Origin of the sequence: Bacillus sp. JJ864 (assembly GCF_036963045.1) — a bacterium.
Taxonomy (GTDB): domain Bacteria; phylum Bacillota; class Bacilli; order Bacillales; family Bacillaceae_G; genus Bacillus_A; species Bacillus_A pseudomycoides_C.
This window is the reverse complement of the sequence record NZ_JBALLY010000201.1, coordinates 1-22,984: the sequence shown is the minus strand read 5'-3', so window position 1 is coordinate 22,984 and position 22,984 is coordinate 1. Positions and strand designations below refer to the sequence as shown.

The following is a 22,984-nucleotide window of genomic DNA, read 5'->3' as shown; positions in this document are numbered from 1 at the left end:
AATTAACAGTACAGTATCATTGTGTTTATGTTGAATGAGCTGTTCTGTAAACACTCCAGTTCCTGGTCCATACTCAATAATGCATTTTGCTTTTTCAAAATTAATAGGAGATACCATTTGTTTTGCAAGTTGCTTAGAACTTGCAAATGCTGCTCCTACAGTTCGTGGGTGCTTTATATATTCGCTTAAAAAATGTAGTACCTTCATAGTTTTCTTCCTCTTTCCTTGTAGGATACAAGGTATACTCTACTAAAAAAATATTAAAATGCGATGAGAAAAATATAAGATATTCTTAATACCATCCTAAATACATAAATAAGCTTATACAAAAATAACCCCAGACACTTTTTTATCTGAGGTTATCTTTGCTATATTTCCCATACTATATAAATCCATTTCGAAGAAAGCTCTATATTTTTATATCTAAAAACCCTTTTAGTACTCCAACTGTTTGCGGCGCTTGTAGTCTCGCTGTTATATACGGAAATTCCGGACTACCCTCAAAAATCATCTGAGATGTTAACGGGGCACCTACCCACATGATATCGTCATCAATAATAACAAATGGCATTACTTTATTTTGCCGATGCACTTGTACATTTTTTATCGGAACTTGAGCTTCTGTATAGATGATAACAGATGATTCTGCACGTGCTAATGCTTGCCATATTCTCTTATCCATGCGACTTGAATTAGGGATAGATACAATGATTTTCTTTTTCGCTGAGATTATATCTTTTAATAATACTTTCGTTTCTTCTCTACTTGTTTGTACAAACCACCGCAATCTTTTCGTAATCTTTCTCTCTAGAATTGATTTTGATGTTGTACGATCATACACATCTCCCCGTTTTTGTAAATGAGACGTTAAATGAGATAAAGCCTGTTTTCGCGAAAGGTTTTGCCTCATATATTGACAATCTGATAGCTGAATAAATTTCCCTCTCGCTCTCGTTACTGCAACATTAACGAGACGGTGGTTTTTTTGATCAAAGAATAGTACACCTGGCCGTTCTTGCGGGTAGCTATCAACTGTATCAAACAAAATCATATCACGCTCAGACCCTTGAAATTTATGAACTGTTGCTGCTAGTACAGGCGCATTTTTGAACTTTGTTTTCTGAAAAAATTCCCTGATGCACGTTGATAAAAAGCGTGACTGCGCACGATATGGTGTTACAATACCGATTGACGGTATTCCATCCACTAAACCAATTAAGGTAAGTTGCATCGCTAATAATCCAGAAAAAATATTATAACGTGAACTTGATGCAGCATCTTTTAATGAATACGCGCCCATATTACTTGTATCTAGTAAAACCGCTGCTTCTTTCATGAAAGGCTGTAAAGTTGTAATATTATTTCGCTCAGTCACAGAAGGATGATCGAACACTTCGTTTTTATAAATAAATTCGTTCGTAAAGCTTGAAATATGCGGATGCATACGACGCTGTTCTTGAAGCATGTATAAATTCGGATGCTTTTTACGTTCATTTACCGCATCTACTATGCCAGCATGGTAAAACATATCTTCTTTTAACCATTTATTCACAAGCTCATGGTTCGATAAAGCAATTGGTGGTAATTGTAGAAAGTCCCCGCACACAACAATACGCTTCCCTAAAGAAGCTGCTAATGCAATTTGCGGAACATATGCCATACTTACTTCATCGACGACCACAAGATCAAACGTTCTTTCATAAACAAGTGAATCGATTGCACATTTTGATAATGTTGCCCCAATGACTTTTGCATTTTCAATATACTCTTTTTCGACCTCTTTCACTTTTGCTTTTTGCTTTCGAAGATCAACTTCAATTTCCTGCATTTTTCTTTTTTCAGCAGAAGTCGCTTTATAAGAAAGAATTTTTTGTCTTAATTCTTGTCTTAATTCTTCTAAATAGAGCCTCTCTTCTTCCCATTCTTCATTTGTCGATTCAACTAATCGCGTAGTTAGCAACGTTTCATGATTACGAATTTGGTCATTTTGACTAAAACCATACCGGATTACCTCTCCAGGTACCCACTTCTCTTTTTTCTCAATTTGATTTGTTACTTCGCCCATTAATACATCAACGGCTGCATTACTATGAGCTAATACAAGAACAGATTTCCCACTTTGATAATGCGCCGCAATAATGCGCGACAAATTGTATGATTTCCCGGTTCCCGGCGGTCCCCAGACGTACGTTATTGCGTTATAAAATGCACGATATGCAAGTTCATTTTTCTCTTTTTTCATTTTCGAAATGTGCTTTGGTTCATTCGTTCCTTGTAGTAACCGCTTCACGCGCTGACGTCTTTGTTTATCTTTTCTTACTTCTTTTAAACGTTCTTGCAATTGTTCTAATAGCTGCCACGGCTCACTATATAATGCAGCTTCCTGTATATGATGCTGCATGTAACAATTAAGTTTGACTTCAATGTCTAATCCTTGAACAGATAATACTTCCCCAGTTGCCTCCTCACCGTCAAATTCAATTCGAATCGGTGTTCCGTCCGGTAAACTTACTTCAGAAATAAGCTGAAATACATAGACACTACTTTCATAGTCTGTATATAAAAAACGTCCATTTATAATAGACAGTTTACTTCCACCAACTGTCTTCCAATGTTTAATTTCATATGTTAACGCTTCATGCCACTCTTTCATCGTTTCTGTTAATGAAGGAGTTTGCGCAGATGTAATCATGTTTATGTCTCCTTCCTCTACTGCAAACATACTTTCTCACTATACCACAAATCTATAGATTGACTGAAAGTGAAATACTTCCTGATCGAAATAAATTGAGTGTTTTGAAATAGAATGTAAAAAACCGCAGCAAAGTTTTACTGCGGTTTTTCGTTCTTTCCATTTTATCAATTCTTGTTGCCAAAGCTTTCTTTTATATAATTTCAGTTCATGGTTATACAGTTAAATCGTTCCTATGAAGAATACAACATGACATTCACTTACTTTCTCCTTTTCAACCTTGTATGCGGTAGAAAAAGGAACTAACCATTTCTATGCACAGCCAGATGCTCTCGCCCTACTAAACATTTTTAGTTATTTTCGGAAGGTAAATGGTAAACGTAGTTCCCTCACCTTTTACACTTTGTACAGTAATACTTCCTTCATGAAGGTCAATAATTTTTTTCACAATCGAAAGCCCAAGTCCACTACCTTCGATCGTTCTATTGCGGGCCTCATCCACTTTGTAGAATCGACCAAAAATCTTATCAATCTCATCTTCACTCATACCAAGCCCTGTGTCAGAAATCGAGAGATACACTTCCGTTTCTTTCTCTTCCCCATAAAACGAAATGGTCCCGCCATTTTCTGTGAATTTAATACTATTCGTCAGTAGATTTGTCCACACTTGATGGAGCAAGTTTTCATCTCCGTGCACCTGTATACTTGGAACATCCAGTTCCAGTGCGACATCTTTTTCACGCCATTGCCACTCTAACATAAAAATAACATCTCTTATTTGCTTACCTACATCAAATGTTTTTTTATCTAACACTCTTTCTTCTTTATCAAGAGACGCAAGCGTTAATAATTGTTTACACAAAGTAGACATACGTCTACTTTCTGATTCAATAATTTTCAAATAGCGCTTACGCTCAGATTCACTCATCTCATTTGTTTGTAACGTCTTCGAAAATCCTTGAATCGATGAAAGCGGAGATTGAAATTCATGGGAAACGTTTGAAACAAACTCTTGTCGCATTCGATCTAAATCCTTTAAGCTTTTTGCCATTTTCCGAAAACTGATAGCCAGTGTTCCAATTTCATCTTTTCGATATTCTGGCAGAGCTACTTCATACTCTCCATTTGCAATTTTTTTAGTTGCTCTTGTAAAAAGCTGAATCGGACGTACAATAAACCGAGCTGCAATTGCAATACAAATAATACTTAACCCAACCATTAAACATAATAATACAGAAAAGAAAATACGCATTTCACCAAATTGCTGCTGAATATCTGGACGAATAAAGAGTGCATACTGCTTATCATCATGTTGAATTGGAATACCAATACTATTTAAAAGTTCATTATCAAAAAAACCTGTTATAAATAACCTTGTAGGATACGTCGAAATTCCGTTATATGTATGACCCTTTAATACACTTTCTATCGTTTCTTCACTCACGTTAATTTTTCGAAATGCATTTCCATATCGTTTTCCTTGTTTTTGATCATCTACCACATAAATTTCAAAACCAAGATTTGAAATAGATTTCAAATACTCTTCTCGATTTTGTTCATCGGACTGCTCATATAAATGCTTCACTTCTTGTGCGTATTTTAAAATCTTTTCACTGTTGTATGGTTTCAAATACAGATGATAGTACACATTTGATAATAAAAACCCAATCATACTACTAACTAACATTATTACAATAGAAATTAAAACAAACCGTGAATATAATGATCGCATTTTATTTCAACTCCAATTTATATCCAAGACCTCGTACCGTCTTAATTTGAAAATCATCTGTTCGTTTAGAGAAACGATCACGCAATCGCTTAATATGGACATCTACAGTGCGCTCATCTCCTGCAAAGTCCACTCCCCACACAAGTTCGATCAATTCTTCACGAGAAAAAATTCGCCCTGGGTAACTCGCAAGCTGTGATAACAACTCAAATTCTTTTAATGGCAATAAAATAGTTTGTTCTTGACAACGTACTTCATAGCTTTTTCTATCGATTGTCGTTCCATGCAATTGAATAACATCTGCACTTAGCATTTGATAACGACGTAACAATGCTTTCATTCGAAATAATACTTCAGCAGGTTCAAATGGCTTTACAATATAATCATCCGTCCCAACAGAAAAGCCCTTTTCCTTATCTACTAACTGATCTTTTGCTGTTAACATAATAACTGGTATATCATAATATTTTCGAATTTCTTCACAAAGTGTGTAACCATCTATATGTGGCATCATAATGTCAACAATGGCTAAATGAATTGTTTCTTTCTCTAGTATAGACTGTGCAGCTTTTCCATCTTCAGCTTCCCACACTGTATATCCTTCTTTTTGAAGGTGATAACGAAGGAGCTCTCTTATATGTAAATCATCATCAGCTAACAAAATATGTATCATATATATCCAACCCTTTCCTTCAGTCAGTACGACTATACATTATAAGATAGGTACAAAATATGCAAGAAAAAAAGAGAAAGCAAATTGCTTCCTCTTCTATTCTAACGAATGAATAAATAAACCGCTGCGAAGCTTTGGTTCAAACCACGTTGATTTTGGCGGCATTACTTCTCCTGCATCCGCGATAGCTAGTAAATCTTCCATTGTTGTTGGGTACATTGAAAAAGCAACTGTCCATCCTTCCTCATCAACGATTCTCTCTAACGCTTTCAGCCCTCTTATTCCTCCAACAAAATCAATTCTGTCATTTGTACGCGGATCATCAATTTGTAAAATAGTATGCAATAATTGATCTTGTAAAATGGATACATCTAGTCTATTTACAACATCATTTTCATCAACTCTGTCTTCTTTCACCGTCAACTTATACCATGCTTTATTCAAATACATTCCAAATGTATGACGCTTTGTCGGTTTAAATGGAACCACTTCTGCTTTTTCTACATAAAAGGCTTGCGATATCGCTTGTAAAAATTGTTCTTCTGATAATCCATTTATATCTTTTACAATGCGATTGTAATCCCAAATTGCTAATTCATCTTTTGGAAAAAGTACAGATAAAAAGTAATTAAATTCTTCTTCACCTGTAAAATCATCATGTGCTTCCCGGCGCATCATTCCTACTTTCACAGCCGATGCAGAGCGATGATGACCATCAGCAATATATAAAGAAGGGATGTCCTCAAACAATTCGATTAATGTAACAACGACTTTTTCATCATGAATCATCCACGCTTTATGCCCAATACCATCATCTGCCGTAAAGTCATAAACTGGGCTATGCGTTATTTTCCAATTCGCGATTACATTTGCAATTTCACTTTTCCCGCGATATGTTACAAAAATAGGCCCTGTATGAGCATTACAGACATCAACATGACGAATACGATCCTTTTCTTTTTCAGCTCTCGTCCGCTCATGCTTTTTAATTGTATCGTTTATATATTCATCAATCGATGTACAAACAACCAGCCCAGTTTGAGAACGACCATTCATTATAAGTTCATAAATATACAAACATGGTTGCTCTTCTTGTATAAGTACACCTGATTTCATCAAATATTGTAAATTTCCCTTTGCTTTCTCATATACTTCGCTATCGTAAGGAGAAATAGATGGATCTAAGTCAATTTCTGCCTTATCAACACGCAAAAACGAATACGGATTATCTTTCGCAATTTCTTTCGCTTCCTTACTATTGAGTACATCATAAGGAAGAGCAGCTACCTCTTTTGCACGCCCTTGTATAGGACGAATCGCCCGAAATGGTTTAATTGTTACCACTGAAATCTCTCCTTATCTACATTAACAGGTAGTAAACCGATTGGTTCAACTAATCATCCGCACTGCTACAACACCTGCAATGTCTCTAATATTCGCTAACACATCTTCTTTAATAATATCATCTATACCATTATCAATATCAATCATTGTATAGGCAAAAGAGCCCTTACTACGATTAATCATATCTGCAATATTTATATGATGCTCCGCCAGGCATGCCGTAATTTGTCCAACCATGTTTGGAATATTTTGATGCGCAATTGTAATTCGTTTTTTGCCGATATACGGTAGGTCTACATTTGGATAATTTACTGAATTGCGGATATTACCCGTTTCTAAAAAACTTTGCAGTTGCCGTGCTGCCATAATCGCACAATTCTCTTCTGATTCATATGTAGATGCCCCAAGATGCGGCGTTGCGATCACATTTTTCATTTGCAGCACACGCTCGTTTGGAAAATCTGTTATATAATGATTCACAACCCCCGTTTGAAGCGCTCGTTCCAACGCATCTTCGTCAACAAGCTCACCGCGAGAAAAATTTAAAATGCGAACTCCTTTTTTCATTACTTGAAATGCATGTTCATTTATGAAACCTCGTGTTTGTTCTACCAGTGGAACATGTAAGGTAATATAATCGCATGTCGCAAAAACTTCTTCTAAACTAAATGCTCGCTGCACTTGTCTCGATAATCGCCAAGCTGTTTCAACCGAAACATATGGATCATAACCAACGACGTCCATTCCTAATGATAAGGCATCATTTGCAACAAGAGCACCAATTGCACCTAGTCCAATAATCCCAAGACGTTTCAAGGCGATTTCTGAACCAGCATATTGCTTTTTCCCTTTCTCAACAAGTTGCGGTACTTCTTCACCTTGCAGCCCTTTTGTCCATACAATACCGTCTACAACATTACGAGATGACATAATTAAACTTGCAAGTACAAGTTCTTTTACAGCATTTGCATTAGCCCCAGGTGTATTAAAAACAACAATCCCTTTTTCTGTACACCGTTCTACTGGTATATTATTTACACCTGCCCCCGCTCTTGCAATTGCTTTTAAATCACTTGAAAACTCCTCATGATGCAATGAGTAACTTCGCAATAAAACACCATCAGGATTCTTGGTTGTTTCTCCTATTCTATATCTCTCTTTTGAAAACGTAGTAATTCCTTTTTCGGCAATTTGATTCAACGTTTGAATATGAAACATTTTCTCATCCCCTTATTTGTGTTTCTTTTCAAATGCATACATGAAATTCACAAGTTTTTGTACACCCTCCACTGGCATTGCGTTATAAATACTAGCACGCATACCGCCAACTGAACGATGTCCTTTTAGTTCTTCAAAACCATGCTTTTTCGCTTCTTGAATAAACAACGCATTTCGTTCATTTGAAGAGGTTGTAAATGGAATATTCATTAAAGATCGGTATGTAGTTTGTACAGGTGAAGTGAACACACTTGATTCATCTAAAAAGTTGTATAGAATTGCTGCTTTTTTGTAATTTCTTTTTTCGATTTCCTGCACGCCTCCTTGCGCTTTCAGCCACTGCAAAACTAGCTTTGTTACATAAATACTGAAAGTTGGCGGCGTATTATAAAGTGAATTATGTTTACTGTAAGTTTCATAGTTTAACATTGCCGGACAAGAAGAATTCGTAGCACCAATTAAATCTTTACGAACGATGACAACTGTTAACCCTGCAGGCCCCAAATTTTTCTGTGCTCCAGCATAAATAAGACCGAACTTTGTGACATCATACTCTTCAGATAAAATATTTGAAGACATATCGGCAACGAGTGGGATTTCTCTTGTCTCAAGAATATTTACATAACGCGTACCTTCAATTGTATTATTCGTTGTAATATGCATATAATCTATTTCTTGAGAGAGAAGTGTACGATTGAATTCTGGAATAGATGTAAATCGGTCATGTTCAGAAGATGCAACAACCGAAACCGTTCCGATTTTTTCTGCTTCTTGGATTGCTTTTTTTGACCAGGAGCCTGTATGTACATATGCCGCTTGTTTATATCGGTGCATTAAATTGAGTGGAATCATGGAGAATTGTAAGGATGCGCCTCCTTGTATAAAAAGGACTTCATAATTTCCAGGGATATTCATTAACTCACATAGTAGACTTTTCGTTTCCTCTATAATCTCCTGAAAGGCTGTTGATCTGTGACTCATTTCCATTATAGACATGCCCGTTTCCTGATAGTTCAATAATTCTTTTTGTACTTGCTCTAAAACAGAAATAGGAAGTGTAGATGGCCCCGCTGAAAAATTGTATACTCGATGCATCATATTCCCCTCTCTCTTTTTATATTTATAAATTTTAAAACTTTCTGAATTATAACTCATATAAAATACCCGGTCAAACTGTTTCCCCCATTTTATACTAAGAAGTATTGGAACCGTTCTCATGAGTGGCTTTTCACGAATCTCTTCTTTACTTCCTTTTCGTATTGAAACAAAAAAGCGTTAAGCACGTCTGCTTAACACTTTGAATAATAATTGTATAATTGCTAATTACTTGCAAAAAAACGGTCATAAATTTGATATAGTGCAGAAATACCAATAAGCCAATAAACGGTATCAACAAGCGCTGGTACAGAACCAAAAATTTTTTCCACCAGATTAAAATCTAACGCAACAAATAACCAATTTAAACCGCCAATAATCACCAGAATTGCTGTAAGGTATGACAAAAATTTCATTATGATTGCCCCCTTGGTGAAAAATGGTGAAAGGCCTTTCGCTATATTATATGCATGGAATTCTTGAATTTTCCCATTATTTTTATTTTTTCGTTTTAATCATATAAGTCGCTACTGTGCAGAATACAAAATGACCTGTACTCACTTTCTACTTTTGTTTTAAATCTTGCATGTGGCAGAAAAAGGCCCTGACCGCTTCTATACATGGCCAGATGCTCTTGCCCGCTTAAAAAGAAAGAAGGTTTTTATGTCGATTATTTAATTTGTATTTATATAGCGTTGCACTTTATACCGTTTTTAACTTTCCTTCAAATATTATTTTTCGTCCACAAGGCTCTACAACCGTTTTGCCATCTCTTTTCACTTCATGAAAAATAGGCTCTTCCATACGGCGTGACGGTGCATATCCTTCCTTTTCCATTCTTTCGAGGCACTGTGCAATTGTTTCATCTGGTAATACTTCAAATTTCTTCTTTTTTAATTGCTTTGTCATTGTTTTACCTACTTTCTACTTTCCTTATCATTTCTTGACTTTTCATATATGCCACATAAACAATCGAAATTCCTGCCATAATGAGCATAACAGCAAAGAAAAAGCTTGTATTCTGTATTTTCTCTATAAATAGTCCACCTAATACAGGCCCAGTAATGCTTCCGATACTAAAAGCAATTCCGCACAAAATATTTCCTGCTGGTAATAAATGTTTGGATAATAAATCAGTCATATAACCGAGTCCAAGTGAAAAACAGGATCCAATAACCATACCAGCAAGTAACATAAATATAAATACAAGCCAATAATAGTCATCAAATATAGCTGCGATTAGAAAAATCACTGTACTGACGCTAAACGCCCATGTTAAAATACGCTCTCTTCCAAGACGATCACTAAGTATACCAAGTGGTATTTGTGTAATAATTCCACCGATCGAAAATGCTGGCAATAAAAATGCAATTTGTTCAACTGACCAACCTTTCCTCATCGCATATACAGGCAAATTGCTATTAAGCATCCCTTCTAATACTCCGTAAGCTAACGGTGCAAGTAATGCAATCCAACCCATTATCCAAACTTGCTTATAACGCTGCAAAGATGATTCACTTTCTTGATTCGCTTCCCCTTGATCAGGAAATGCGTTTTGCGTTGGAATAAGCAATAACCAACCTATTAAACAAAGAATAGTTGATACAATAAATGGTGTTGCAATGCCATATTGTACTGTACTCGCTAAATAAGGCCCCATTGCAAAACCGATACTAAAAAATGCTCCATAAATAGAAACTTGTTTTCCAACCTTGTGCGGACTAGCAGTTGTCGTAATCCACGTTTGTGTTCCAACATGAAGCATATGATCCCCTACCCCAACTAAAAAACGAAGAACAAACCATACCCAAAAAGAAGAGGTTTGCGTAAACAAAAATAATGCTCCAACAACAATGAAGCCTCCAATTACAATAAGAGGTTTCATTCCAAATTTTCGCATCGGTTTCTCAAGCCAAGGTGAAATAACAAAAATACCAATATATAATGCCGTTGCATGAAGACCATTAAAGCTTGAGCTAATTCCTTCTTTCTCAAAAATCATTGCGATTGCTGGTAACAACATACCTTGTGAAAGCCCAGAAATCGCAACAATTCCAACCATAATCCAAAACGTATACTTTCTCCCCATTTTATTACGCTCCCTCGATAAACTCACATCCTTTATTATAGATGTTTTATCCGTAAATCGTATACTCTTAATTTCCACAAAAATAAAGCTAGAAGTTCAGACTTCTAGCTTTCATCCTTCCCATACTTGAGCTTTTACATATGGCTGCATATGGTTTATATATGATTTCATTTTAGGAGCATAAAAAACGGGTTGCGGCACAACAACAGCTTGCGCTAGATGCGAATAAGAATAAGTCACATAATATTTCGTTCCATATACTGGAGGGAATGTATGAAAGTATAATTTTTGTATATGCGTATTCGTACCATTTAACAAAGGTTGCGTATACACAGTCCTATAACGAATTGATGGATAAGCCGCTTTTGGAATCATCATCGGTACAAAAGTAGCTGGTTCTGTATAACAAATCACTATAACCTTCTCCTTTTCAAAACAATCCTATTACAGTATACGTTTCTTATGTGCAATAGGAGACAATGCAACTATCCTTTCAAAAATGCGATTACTTCATTTATAAACACGTCTAAACAATCAATAAATGGCGAATGCCCACAATCTTCTAACATGACCAATTTTGCATTTGGTAAATGCTTTGCCAACTCTTCACCAACTACTTTTGGTACCACATAATCACGATCCCCTTGGAGAACTAATGTTGGCACCTGAATGCGATTTACATCTCCGTTCCCAGGTACAATTCCGTTATGTTCATCAGAAATATTAAATGTTACAAGTCCATAATTCACATCAACAAAATTGCGCTGCGTCAACATATCATTCAGATATGTTTCATAGCGATCTGGACTAGGCTGATGATGCGTATAAATAAGTAAATTCCAGATATTACGATAGTACTGCTTATCCTTTTGTTTTAAAGCTTCAACAACAGGTGCAATTTGAACAGGATCTTCCGCTATTTCTTCTTTTGTTGTTAACAGATTTGATACAATTGGTTGACCATTTATATCCTTCTTATATATTGGATATCCTTTCACCCCTACTGATTCTACCAATATGAGTTTATTCACATTCGTCGGATAAGCTGCTGCAAACTGCATCGCAACTCCTCCTCCCATTGACCATCCGACCAATGAGAAATTTTTTAATTGCAGTTCATCCACAAACAACTTCACATCTTCTGTAAAATCATTCAATGAATCAATCGGATGATGGTAAGTTGAAAAGCCAAAACCACGTAAATCAAGAGCATAAATATGATAAGAATCTCGCAATTGTTCTATAACCAAATCCCAATGCTGCGAAGATGTCATATTCCCGTGAATAAGCAATACTATTTCTGTTCCATCTCCCGCTTCTTGATAAGCAATTGTTTCTCCATTTGATAATGCTACTGATTTCATAATGGCCGGTTTCATCATTCTGTTTCCCCCTCAAAATTATCAATAACACACATTTTAAAAGACAGAAAATTCTAAATTAATCATATCATATAGAATGTATGTTCTCAATCTGAAAATGATTTTTTTTCGTAAGCATAACGATAGACTACTAGACAATTCTGAAAAAAATAGATATAGTTAGCTAGGTAACTAATTAGGAAAGGAAAAAAATATGGACGAAAAACAACACTTTTTTCACACTGTCAGCCAAACCGCTCGGAAATTTTCCAAGAGATTCAACGAACGTGTTTCTCCAACCGGTTTATACAGCGCGCAGTGGGCCGTCATCTTCAGGCTAAATCAAACCGGACCTTGTACACAAACAGAATTGTGTCAATACTTAAACGTTGAGTCTCCAACAATGACCCGCACTTTAAAGCGTATGGAATTAATGGGATGGATTACTCGAACAGAGGGGACAGATCGACGCGAAAAGCTCATTTCATTATCAGAAACAGCAATCGCAATGATACCGAGATGGCAGGAAGAGGTCGACTCATTTGAAGAAAAAGCATTGCAAGATATTAGCAAGGAAGAGCTTCGCCTTGCTTTTCATGTACTACAAAAAGTAATTCGAAATCTTGATTAAAAATTGGAGGGATGACTATGGAAAGTCAAAGACTTTGGACGAAAGACTTCATTGGAACATGTTTGAGTAGTCTATTTCTCTTTTTAACATTTTATATGCTTATCACAACTTTACCTATATATGTTATTGACGGATTAAAAGGAAAACCTGAAGAAATGGGTCTTGTCGCAACAGTGTTTCTTATTTCTTCTGTAATCTGCCGACCATTTACAGGGAAATGGCTTGATGATTTAGGAAGGAAGAAAATTTTATTCATCTCCCTTTCGTTATTTTTAGCTGCAACAGTCATGTACTTCGGTGCACAAAGCTTATTTTTACTGCTTGCTCTTCGCTTCTTTCATGGTATCGGATTTGGAATGGCAACAACAGCTACCGGTACAATCGTAACAGATGTAGCACCATCTCACCGACGTGGTGAAGCACTTGGTTATTACGGAGTATTTATGAGCTTACCGATGGTTATCGGTCCTTTTTTAGGTTTAACGATTATTTCTAAATTCTCTTTTACGGGTTTATTTATCCTTTGTTCTATATTTTCTATCCTTGCTTTTCTATGCGGACTATTTGTAAATATTCCTGATGAAAAAACAGCTGTCACTAACGAAAAGAAACGTATGCAATGGAAAGATTTAATTGAGCCTTCGACAATTCCAATCGCTCTCACAGGTTGTGTACTTTCCTTTTCCTATAGCGGTATTCTTTCATTCATTCCCGTTTATGCAAAAGAGCTTGGTATGGCCGATATTGCTAGTTATTTCTTTGTTGTATACGCAATTGTAGTTGTTATTTCTCGGCCATTTTCCGGAAAAATATTCGATCGGTTCGGAGAAAATGTTCTTATTTATCCATCTATAATTATCTTTATGATCGGTATGTTCGTTTTAAGCCAAGCACAAACATCATTTTGGTTACTTGCTTCTGGCGTACTTATCGGCTTTGGATATGGAACTTTAGTTCCAAGCTTCCAAACAATTGCAATTAGTGTTGCACCAAATCATCGACGCGGATCTGCTACAGCCACTTATTTCTCATTCTTCGATACAGGGATCGGTATTGGTTCTTTCGTACTAGGAATTGTCGCAGCACATTCAAGTTATCACCATATGTATTTTATTTCTTCGATTATCGTTGCATTTACTTTACTGATTTACTATTTTCTTCATGGCCGGAAACAAAAGTTCAAAAAGCAAACAACAGAAGAAAAACTATCAGCTTAATCATATAAGAGAGAGTAAACTTCTGCGTTTACTCTCCTTTTTTTGCTTCTTTATAAGCTTATCTCTTATAATAAAATAAGAAGGAGGCTTATATTATGAGATTTAAAAAATCCCCGCTTATTTTAATCATTTTAATTTTTGTATGTATATTGACTGGTATGGGATTTACGTTATTCAATCCAAATAAAAGTTTTTCCTCAAGACAAACAGTAACGAAAAAAAACTGGTTACAAGATCCGTATCTGCGTTGGTCGTATTCACATATGCGTGAATTTGCTTCGACAAAAGTTGTCGCTAAAAATCCAAATTATATATCCTCACTCTCAACTAATTTGCAAGACCTAGATACTTTAGAAATTAAAGATGAAAATGACAATAATACAACGGTTCTGAAATTATTAGAAAAGCATAAAACAGATGCTTTCATTGTTTTACATGATGGTAAGCTAGTATATGAACGGTACTTTCATGGATATAAAGAAAACGAACCACACGGTATGGCATCGGTAGCAAAAGTATTTACAGGGTTGCTCGTTAATACCCTCCTTGAAGAAGGAAAGCTGCAGCCTAACGCAACTGCAGAAACTTATGTAAAAGAATTAAAAGGGACACCATTTGGAATAGCAACAATTCAACAACTATTAGATATGCAAGTTTCAGTAGAATATCCAACTCACGGTTTTAAGCAAGCTGGATTAGATAATCAAGATGCACAATTATATTTAGCAAGCAACCTTCTTCCTCGCAGTAAAAAATATGATGGTCCAGTAACAATATACGACATGTTGCTAGAAGCAAACGAAACCGCTGCTCCAGGAGAAACATTTTCATATAATAACGGTTCTGCTGAAACACTAGCATGGATCCTTCGTACCGTAACAGGAAAATCACTCGCAGATCTAGTAAGTGAACGGATTTGGTCACCAATTGGCGCAGAAGAAAATGCATATTACGTTGTTGATGAAACAAGAGTGGAACAAGCGAGTGCAGGATTAAATACCACAGCTCGAGACATGGCAAGATTCGGGGAAATGATTGTCGACAATGGTGTATACGACGGAAAACAAATTATTTCTTCTTCTATTATTGAAGAAATTAAACATTTACAAAAATACGAACTTCCAGTCGGCGATGGTGAGGAATATTCTTATCATAATCAGTGGTGGATCTCCCATAATGAACATAATGCATTTGAAGTACTAGGCAGTTATGGACAACGATTATATATCGATCCAACTGCACATATGGTTATCGTTCACTTTTCTTCCAATGCGAATCATAATGGAGAAATACAATCCGCATATAGCAATATGTATTTACAAATTGCTGAATATTTACAGAAAGAGTCCTCTAATTAAGTTTAAATCCCTAAATTTTTGTTACGAAAAGAGCTGTCTCATGACAGCTCTTTCTCAATAATTGTAATTACATATTTCCATTGTTCTTCTGAAAGACATAACGGTTTTAATTGAAATACCATAGAACAGATATCTTCTATATAATGGACATTTTCTCGTAAAAATTCCCATCGGAGAAACTTAGGTACATACAAATCTGCAACTTGTTCACTTTGCTCTACTAAAATATCCACTTCTCTTTCACAAATGCCTTTTATAAGATACTCTTCTCGCACTTCTTGTTTGACTTTAGAAAATTGCTCGCTTTTCTCCTTTATATCAGATAAACACTTAAGATAAGAACAAAATAAATCATCTTCTCTTTTACATACACTCATAATTTTGTAAATTAATTCTCTATTTTCCATAATCCCGTTGCCTTTTCATACATTTTTTATAACCATTCCTCTCTTTTTTGCCTCATCAAACGTCAGCACAGAGCTAAAGTATTCTTTATACAAACCAAGAACAGTTACAGAATATTTCATCTCTTTCAATCCTATTTTCACATGTTTCAAAATTGCAGCATTGAAGCTAGAAGGGTTTGGATGGGCATATACAATTAATATGTTCATCGCAAACAGCACTTTCCTTTAATTCCCTTTTGACTTTTTTTGCACTCACATGATATTCTAATACATGTCAAAGGGCAAACCTCTTCGACAAAACGACTGACACCTATTCGGCGATGGTGTCTTTTTTATTTTTTAGCCGAGAACGCCCATCTTTTGGGGCACATTTAATTTTTTAACACTACACACTCAGCACCATTTCCTTATAAAAAGACTGCATAGCACAGTCTTTTTATCTACATAACGCTTATCAAATAGAATGAATTTTCAAATAAATACCACTATAAAAAAGGGAGCGTAACTCCCTTTTTGTTATTTTACTATGTAGTAAATTCCCTTATCATCTATACATTTATGTTGCTCTGCTAAAGTAATTTTTCCATCTAATTTTAGTTCATCTAGCAGTCGCAATAAATAAAATTGCTGCAGCATCTTCTTCGCAAATTTCCCTTCATGTTCAGTAGTAATATGTTGTTGAATATCCAATAATGTAATCGGCTCTTCCTTCTCTTCTATATAATTATAAATTGCATTACGTAGTGTAATATATTTCTCAAGTGTCATAGTATGCTCGCTCCTTTTTTCTCGTTGTCCATTTTTCATTATCGGTTTTTTTGCAATAAAAAAACCTCTTCGATAAGAAGAAGCGGTATATATCTCTTCCTTCTTATCTGTCAGAACAAAACTGTTCTGCTGGAATTAGCACCTGCATTGCGGTTGCTGGGTTTCATCGGGCCAGTCCCTCCACCTCTCTGGATAAGAAAATATTCACTTTATCTCTTACTATAATGAGTGCAATCCAAAAAGTCAATTCTTATAAGAATAATCAGGATTTATTTTTTTGAATGCTATGATATTTTATATCGTTTTGCTCATACTACAAATGTATAAGACCAAAGGAGGTGCAGTCATGCAAAAAAATGCACGCGGTCACGTTCAAGATTCTTGCCAAGCTTTACACGAAGCAAAGGACTGTTTACAAAACGCCTTACAAACAGTTGAGAAATCAGATAATCGTCAACGTATTGAACAATCTTTACAAGCTGTTCAACATGCTTTGCAACAGTGTGATAGTACTGCGGAAGTTTTAGCTCAAGAATAAAAAATGCCCAACAATAAAGTGAAACTTCCATCAGTGGAGGGTTTTCTTCATCCCCCACTGATGGAAAGCACGCTCAATCTGGCTTTTACATGCAGTAAGCACGTATGAATCTAAGTAGTTCAGTTATTGTGGAGAAAATCTAAAATAACGAGCTAAATAACACGCCAAAAAGCTCAAAGTCCCTATAGGACTCTGAGCTTTATTTTTGTATAAGACTTATTTCATTAAATCCACTCTTTTCCATGTTCACGAATGAATTTAATATCATTTTGATAATGTTCAAGGTGTCCTTCGTCTATCATTTTTTGGAAATTTATATCGCCTTCTTTGGCTTTTCTTTTCATGTATTTACATAACCCTTCTAATCGTAGCAATACCATCTCCAAATAATCTTCTTCCATACCCTCACCGTAGGATTCAAAAAACAATTTAACTCTTTGTTTTATTCGGTCGGCATGCTGTAATAAATTATAATAAACTGCCTCACCGGTTTCAGTATGATAAACTCTACTTAAGGGGACACAAGTGTAAAGAGTATAGGCTATGTCCCAAAGTCTTGGACCAGGACCAGCAACATCAAAATCAATAATACCTACTGGTTTTTCGTGATTAAAAATAATGTTGTATATTGCAAAATCATTGTGGCATACAACCTCTATTTTATTTGGAGTATTATCCATTGGTTTCCAATCATCTGATAACGGAAAGTCACTCACAGCATCATGGTAAAGACGGAGCATCTTCGCTATTTCTTTTAAAACATCATTAGACCACATGTATTCTTTTAAAGGATAATTACCAGCTTCTCCTTCAATAAATGATAATACCTCTCTATCTTTTTCATCAATACCTAAAAACTTTGGTGCATAACTAAAACCTTTGTTTTCCAAATGATTTAATAGCTTATGAATTTTGGTACTTTCTTGCTTTAATTCTCGTCGAACAGTACCTTCCGAACGATATACGTTTGAGACATTCCCTCCCGTTAGCATTTCTTCGTTTTCGTAGTTTGACATCTGCTAGTTCCCCTCCATTATTAAAAAACTAGACACTCTTAAAACAAATGCCGATTGTTCAACAATCCTGCTCGTTAACGGAACAGGAACCACTTTGCTTGCCTTTATATTTTAACATAAATTTCCTATCCCTTTTTTTAACACCTCGAATAGCAACTTTAGTCGCATTAAAAATAACGAAATGACAATGGTTATGGTCATCCTGATAATTGATGTGCTCTTGCACTTGTTAATTCAACAGTGAAAACATGATAAACCTTTACATATCAACAAAAAAATCGAGTATAAAATCTTTGTGATTTTATACTCGATTTAACCTGCCATTTATACGATTTCTCCACGTTATCTGAACTACTTAGTATGAATCATGCTTACTTTTTATTCGTAAACTTAATATTAGCCCTTCAATTGAAATAATACTGTAGTAGCAATGAAAAAATAAACTGAATTGACGATTTCCCACACACCCACTTTTAAAACAGTTACTTTTTTACCATATAAAGCGATAGCTCGAATACAACTTGGAATAAAGGCAATGACAAACCATGGAGATACAATGAACGTACCAATTACAAGTAATAAATGGTACCCCCACGAAATCCACCGATATGTTGGATTTTTCTTTTCTCGAATCATCGTTTTCACATAGAACGTACTTCCCATAAAGTATAAAAATGAAACAAGTGCAATCAGCCATGCTGTTTCATCAATTGTTTTCATTGTGAAATAATAACTGATCATTCCACCAATACAAAAAACGATAATAGCACTAACATCATTCAGTAATGCACGTTCATTTTTTTGACGAGCAAAATAAATGTTTATAAAAAATAATGGAATCATATAGATTGCAAACAAAAGAATACGCCATTCGTATGTAAGTGGAATTATACCAAACAATATAGCAAGACTAAAATAAATGAGCATCCAATGTAAATATCGCTTTTGTCGCATTTGTTTCATATACATTAAAAAAGGATATGTTGCTAAATAGATAAATAACCACGCTAAAAAAAGTAGTATGTGTTGCCATGTAGCTTTGCCAATGAAAGCACTCAGCAAAAACGGGATTAGAAGCATCGCCCATGCACCATGTTGCTTTGGAATGACTGGTTTTATCATATAGACACCTCAACTTCGAAAATGATTCTCAATGTTCATTATATATAATTTCATTCTTCGACTTTTGATGAAAATGTGTCTATAATTGAACAATTCCAGGTACAGCAACACACCATAATCTTTTTACATTGTGAAAAAGTTTTTAAACCTTTTAATTTTCTATCTCCTTCTCCCATTCACTAAAATAAGGTACATACCCAAGGTCGTTTAGTTCATCAAATAATAGAGAAATAAATTCCAGCTTATTCCCATCGTAGTCGAGAAAATAAACACTTGCTGCTGGCATCCAGCTTTGGACAATAGGCTCTTCATTCCCTTTTCCTTGACTTCCAATTACCTCGATTCCCCTATCTTCTAGCCAAGCTTTAGACCGTCTTAAAAAATTCAATTCTACTCCAAAAGCAAAATGATTAAGTTGAATAGAAGTATCTTTTGATTTTTCCCATAATCCAAGCATTTGCTGTCTACCTTCCCCTATCCAAAAAAAAGCTACTTTCCTTTCAGGTATTATTCTTGCTAGCTTTAATCCAAGCTTATTTTGGTAAAAATCAATTGCCATCTCTAAATCTCTTACATGTAAATGTGTTTCATATATATTCTTTATCATGTTTTACATCCCTTTCTTGGTAATAATACGATACATTACACTGAGTATTAGTGGGAATCTTCTCCCTGTGTTAATTCATTTCACTTTATTACCATCAGTATATAAAAATCTGATCATGCCAACATCCCTCTGTTGTATGTACTTATACCTACCAATGTCATGCCATAGTATGAAAGACTGTATTACTGAATAAAAAAGACACCCCCTACATGATGTAAGAAGTGTCTCAAAAGGCAAACGAATATGTAAGTCGCGATCCTACTGTATATATGTATGCCTTACAAGAAGAACTTATTCACTATTTACGTAATGGTATTTTCATATTCTAAAATGCCATACTTCCTCTTAAACCGTGTCAATTTACTTTATCTCTTTATTTTTATATCATAGCTTATGATGAATTTCTTTTTCACTTACAATCACACCGTCTTCGTCAACATAAACATAATTTCCTGGAATCCAAGAAACTCCGCCAAAAGATATAGGAATATTCGTTTCTCCCTTCCCTTCTTTCACACTTCGCTTTGGCATCGTCGCAATTGCTAAAATGCCAAGTTCTATTTTTTGAAGCTCTGTGCAATCACGAACACATCCATATATAATAATGCCGGCTAAATTCCGTTCTCTTGCAATGTTTGCTAAATTATCACCAAGTAATGCGCAATTGGTTGAACCCTCTCCATCTACAACCAATACCGTTCCCTCTGGTACCATCTCTAGTGCCCTTTTTACGAGTACATTATCATCTTTAACTTTCACTGTCGCAATTTTCCCATGAAACTGCTTTTTCTTTCCATATGATTGAAATAATGGTTTACATACTTGCACTTCCGTTTCATTGGCATCATAAAGATCAGTCGTTCTCCACATCATTTTCCCTCTTCTCTTTTCATAATTTATGTTACATATTCTTGTCCTTTCTTATTTTCCCTGTCTTAATTGGCGAAATTTTGTATACTAAAAAGAAGAACTCAAAAAGGAAGTGTGTAACATGAGTAGTAAAACAAATGCTTGTCGTTTGTTAGATAAGCACAAAATCGTATATACAGTTCACGAATATGAATGGGATGAGGAGAACTTAGATGCGAAACATGTCGCTCAGCAAGTTCATTTACAATTAGAACAAGTCTTTAAAACACTCGTTCTTCGCGGCGATAAAACTGGCGTAATTATGGCCTGTATCCCTTCGCATAAAGAGCTCAATTTAAAAGCGCTGGCATCTGCAAGTAAAAATAAAAAAGTTGAAATGATTCCAATGAAAGAAATACTCGGATTAACAGGATACATACGCGGCGGTGTTTCCCCACTTGGTGTGAAGAAAAATTATCCACTCTTTATTGATGAGTCTGCTGCAATTCTAGACCCAATTAGCATTAGTGCTGGAAAAAGAGGATTACAAATTTTTATGAACGGCGCTGACCTAATCAAAGTTAGTAACGCAACACCTACTTCCATTACTTCATAATAAAACCTGTCTCATTAAATGAGACAGGTTTTGTTATGGAGTCCAACACCACTTAGATTATCAAACTATTTCAAAGGGAAAATAAAATTTGATAATTCCAATATTTAGTAGTATACTACTTAAAAAGCTATAGGAGAGATTGCTTATGTTTAGAATAAATTGTTCTTTCCAACTTCATCATCATACATAAGGCCTTGTATCCGAAGAATTTTTTCTTCGTGGGTACAGGGTTATTCCTGTTTACCCACGAAGCGATTATAAAGCTATGTGGGTATTTTCATACCCGCATAGCTTTTTTTATTTCAAAAAGGAGTGATAAACATGAACTTACAAAATGTAAAAGGGACAAAAGATTACTTACCAGAAGAGCAAATGCTGCGTAATACAATTAAACGGACTTGTGAAGAAACATTCGAAGCTTATGGCTGCAAACCGCTAGAAACACCTATTTTGAACATGTATGATTTAATGGCTTATAAATACGGTGGAGGGTCTGAAATTTTAAAGGAGATGTACACGCTTCAAGATCAAGGGAATCGCGAGCTTGTACTACGTTATGATTTAACCATTCCCTTTGCAAAGGTTGTCGCTATGAATCCAGAAATTCGCCTTCCTTTTAAACGTTATGAAATTGGGAAAGTATTTCGGAACGGCCCTATTAAACAAGGAAGATTTCGAGAGTTTGTACAGTGTGATGTAGATATTGTTGGTGTTGAATCCGTCTTAGGGGAAGCAGAATTAATGGTAATGGCTCTTGACATTTTTAACAAATTAAACTTAGACGTAACCGTTCAATATAACAACCGAAAACTATTAACAGGGTTGTTACAGGCGATTCAAATCCCCGAATCGCAAGTACAAGATGTTATTTTATCTGTAGATAAACTTGAGAAAATTGGTATTGACGGTGTAAGAAATGATTTAATAAATCGAGAGATACAAAGCGAAACGATTGATGTGTTATGTAAGACATTAGAAACATGTATGTCTATGCCACTTTCTGAATTTGATAAAGTGTTTCCTAACCTTCTTGTTAAAGAGGGAGTTGCTGAACTTCAAGAACTTCAGCAATACTTAGGTGCACTAGGAATTCAATCTAATACAATGTTCTCTCCCTTTCTTGCACGAGGGCTCACAATGTATACCGGAACAATTTATGAAGTTTTTTTAACTGATGGAAGTATTGCGTCTAGTATTGGTAGTGGTGGACGCTATGATCACATTATTGGTGCATTTCGAAATGATAATAAATCTTATCCGACGGTTGGAATTTCGTTTGGTTTAGACGTCATTTATACTGCGCTTATCAAAAAAGAACGTGTATCCTCTTCTGTCGATCTCTTTATCATTCCACTTGGAACACAGGCACAGTGTCTAAAAATCGCTCACACTTTGCGAACAAATGAAAATGTAAAGATAGAGCTGGAACTGTCAGATCGTAAGCTAAAACGAGCCCTAAATTATGCAAACAAAGAAAACATTCCGTATGTACTTATTATCGGTGAAGAAGAAATAAATAACGATGTAGCTGTTTTACGAAATATGAAGGCAGGCACGGAACAAACGATTCCTCTTGCTTCTATTGAAAATAGAACTTTCAAACAATACTTATGTCGTTAAGTGAACTACCCCCCACTTAACGACCTTACTG

The 22,984-nt window shown here is 35.4% G+C and carries 24 protein-coding genes, 1 pseudogene and 1 riboswitch; of the genes and pseudogenes, 6 read left to right on the top strand and 19 right to left on the bottom strand.

Features of this window, described 5'->3' with window-relative positions:
• From V7024_RS22785 to phaZ, 12 genes are all read right to left on the bottom strand, one after another.
• The coding region (locus V7024_RS22785) for an rRNA adenine N-6-methyltransferase family protein (protein WP_335524240.1) at positions 1-207 on the bottom strand (207 nt) is incomplete at its 3' end.
• A 202-nt stretch (positions 208-409) separates the two neighbouring features.
• Positions 410-2,722, bottom strand: a complete 2,313-nt coding sequence (locus V7024_RS22780; protein ID WP_438824505.1) for an AAA domain-containing protein — start codon at positions 2,720-2,722, stop codon at positions 410-412.
• Between the two features lie 310 nt (positions 2,723-3,032).
• The gene (locus tag V7024_RS22775; protein WP_335524235.1) at positions 3,033-4,424 is read right to left on the bottom strand and encodes a sensor histidine kinase; all 1,392 of its coding nucleotides are present in this window, start codon (positions 4,422-4,424) and stop codon (positions 3,033-3,035) included.
• Between the two features lies 1 nt (position 4,425).
• Positions 4,426-5,103, bottom strand: a complete 678-nt coding sequence (locus V7024_RS22770) for a response regulator transcription factor (protein ID WP_335524243.1) — start codon at positions 5,101-5,103, stop codon at positions 4,426-4,428.
• A 90-nt stretch (positions 5,104-5,193) separates the two neighbouring features.
• A complete protein-coding gene (locus V7024_RS22765; protein ID WP_335524232.1) occupies positions 5,194-6,441 on the bottom strand; it encodes a DUF1015 domain-containing protein in 1,248 nt (415 codons plus the stop codon).
• Positions 6,442-6,486: 45 nt separating this feature from the next.
• On the bottom strand, positions 6,487-7,659 hold the full coding sequence (locus V7024_RS22760; protein ID WP_335524230.1) for a 3-phosphoglycerate dehydrogenase family protein: 1,173 nt from the start codon (positions 7,657-7,659) through the stop codon (positions 6,487-6,489).
• Positions 7,660-7,671: 12 nt separating this feature from the next.
• Positions 7,672-8,754 (bottom strand): 3-phosphoserine/phosphohydroxythreonine transaminase, encoded by a 1,083-nt coding sequence (serC, locus tag V7024_RS22755; protein ID WP_335524228.1) that lies wholly within the window; start codon positions 8,752-8,754, stop codon positions 7,672-7,674.
• Between the two features lie 224 nt (positions 8,755-8,978).
• The gene (locus V7024_RS22750; protein ID WP_020061108.1) at positions 8,979-9,170 is read right to left on the bottom strand and encodes a DUF378 domain-containing protein; all 192 of its coding nucleotides are present in this window, start codon (positions 9,168-9,170) and stop codon (positions 8,979-8,981) included.
• Between the two features lie 286 nt (positions 9,171-9,456).
• Positions 9,457-9,663 (bottom strand): NETI motif-containing protein, encoded by a 207-nt coding sequence (locus V7024_RS22745; protein ID WP_335524226.1) that lies wholly within the window; start codon positions 9,661-9,663, stop codon positions 9,457-9,459.
• 4 nt (positions 9,664-9,667) lie between these two features.
• Complete coding sequence (locus tag V7024_RS22740) at positions 9,668-10,843, bottom strand: MFS transporter (protein ID WP_335524224.1); 1,176 nt, start codon at positions 10,841-10,843, stop codon at positions 9,668-9,670.
• A gap of 111 nt (positions 10,844-10,954) precedes the next feature.
• On the bottom strand, positions 10,955-11,257 hold the full coding sequence (locus V7024_RS22735; RefSeq protein WP_335524222.1) for a hypothetical protein: 303 nt from the start codon (positions 11,255-11,257) through the stop codon (positions 10,955-10,957).
• Between the two features lie 71 nt (positions 11,258-11,328).
• The gene (gene phaZ, locus V7024_RS22730; RefSeq protein ID WP_335524219.1) at positions 11,329-12,225 is read right to left on the bottom strand and encodes an intracellular short-chain-length polyhydroxyalkanoate depolymerase; all 897 of its coding nucleotides are present in this window, start codon (positions 12,223-12,225) and stop codon (positions 11,329-11,331) included.
• A gap of 193 nt (positions 12,226-12,418) precedes the next feature.
• On the opposite strand from phaZ, the gene V7024_RS22725 reads away from it, so the two are divergent.
• The 3 genes from V7024_RS22725 to V7024_RS22715 all read left to right on the top strand — a co-directional run bounded on the left by V7024_RS22725 (position 12,419) and on the right by V7024_RS22715 (position 15,410).
• Positions 12,419-12,835: a MarR family winged helix-turn-helix transcriptional regulator gene (locus V7024_RS22725; protein ID WP_335524218.1), complete on the top strand. Its 417-nt coding sequence runs from the start codon at positions 12,419-12,421 to the stop codon at positions 12,833-12,835.
• A 17-nt stretch (positions 12,836-12,852) separates the two neighbouring features.
• Positions 12,853-14,052 (top strand): MFS transporter, encoded by a 1,200-nt coding sequence (locus V7024_RS22720; RefSeq protein WP_335524215.1) that lies wholly within the window; start codon positions 12,853-12,855, stop codon positions 14,050-14,052.
• A gap of 95 nt (positions 14,053-14,147) precedes the next feature.
• On the top strand, positions 14,148-15,410 hold the full coding sequence (locus V7024_RS22715; protein ID WP_335524212.1) for a serine hydrolase domain-containing protein: 1,263 nt from the start codon (positions 14,148-14,150) through the stop codon (positions 15,408-15,410).
• A 38-nt stretch (positions 15,411-15,448) separates the two neighbouring features.
• Here V7024_RS22715 and V7024_RS22710 read toward each other — a convergent pair whose 3' ends face one another.
• From V7024_RS22710 to V7024_RS22700, 3 genes and pseudogenes are all read right to left on the bottom strand, one after another.
• On the bottom strand, positions 15,449-15,817 hold the full coding sequence (locus V7024_RS22710) for a group-specific protein (protein WP_335524209.1): 369 nt from the start codon (positions 15,815-15,817) through the stop codon (positions 15,449-15,451).
• Between the two features lie 39 nt (positions 15,818-15,856).
• Positions 15,857-16,024, bottom strand: a pseudogene (locus tag V7024_RS22705) (NAD(P)H-dependent oxidoreductase); the annotation flags it as partial.
• A 309-nt stretch (positions 16,025-16,333) separates the two neighbouring features.
• Complete coding sequence (locus tag V7024_RS22700) at positions 16,334-16,585, bottom strand: hypothetical protein (RefSeq protein WP_335524207.1); 252 nt, start codon at positions 16,583-16,585, stop codon at positions 16,334-16,336.
• Positions 16,586-16,685: 100 nt separating this feature from the next.
• Positions 16,686-16,784: riboswitch (SAM riboswitch) on the bottom strand.
• Between the two features lie 147 nt (positions 16,785-16,931).
• Between V7024_RS22700 and V7024_RS22695 the strand changes: the two genes are divergently transcribed.
• Entirely contained in the window at positions 16,932-17,123 is a 192-nt protein-coding gene (locus tag V7024_RS22695) for a hypothetical protein (RefSeq protein ID WP_335524204.1), read from the top strand.
• 224 nt (positions 17,124-17,347) lie between these two features.
• Here the strand turns inward: V7024_RS22695 and V7024_RS22690 are convergent, their stop codons facing one another.
• The 4 genes from V7024_RS22690 to rraA all read right to left on the bottom strand — a co-directional run bounded on the left by V7024_RS22690 (position 17,348) and on the right by rraA (position 20,738).
• Positions 17,348-18,139: a phosphotransferase gene (locus V7024_RS22690; protein ID WP_335524202.1), complete on the bottom strand. Its 792-nt coding sequence runs from the start codon at positions 18,137-18,139 to the stop codon at positions 17,348-17,350.
• 396 nt (positions 18,140-18,535) lie between these two features.
• Complete coding sequence (locus V7024_RS22685) at positions 18,536-19,258, bottom strand: YwiC-like family protein (protein WP_335524241.1); 723 nt, start codon at positions 19,256-19,258, stop codon at positions 18,536-18,538.
• Between the two features lie 154 nt (positions 19,259-19,412).
• The gene (locus tag V7024_RS22680) at positions 19,413-19,868 is read right to left on the bottom strand and encodes a VOC family protein (protein ID WP_335524201.1); all 456 of its coding nucleotides are present in this window, start codon (positions 19,866-19,868) and stop codon (positions 19,413-19,415) included.
• 384 nt (positions 19,869-20,252) lie between these two features.
• Positions 20,253-20,738 (bottom strand): ribonuclease E activity regulator RraA, encoded by a 486-nt coding sequence (gene rraA, locus V7024_RS22675; protein WP_335524200.1) that lies wholly within the window; start codon positions 20,736-20,738, stop codon positions 20,253-20,255.
• 121 nt (positions 20,739-20,859) lie between these two features.
• Here rraA and ybaK point away from each other — a divergent pair, with 121 nt between their 5' ends.
• Together ybaK and V7024_RS22665 are read left to right on the top strand one after the other, a co-directional pair.
• Complete coding sequence (gene ybaK / locus V7024_RS22670; RefSeq protein ID WP_335524198.1) at positions 20,860-21,333, top strand: Cys-tRNA(Pro) deacylase; 474 nt, start codon at positions 20,860-20,862, stop codon at positions 21,331-21,333.
• Positions 21,334-21,654: 321 nt separating this feature from the next.
• The gene (locus V7024_RS22665) at positions 21,655-22,953 is read left to right on the top strand and encodes a histidine--tRNA ligase (RefSeq protein WP_335524195.1); all 1,299 of its coding nucleotides are present in this window, start codon (positions 21,655-21,657) and stop codon (positions 22,951-22,953) included.
• Positions 22,954-22,984 lie beyond the last annotated feature (31 nt).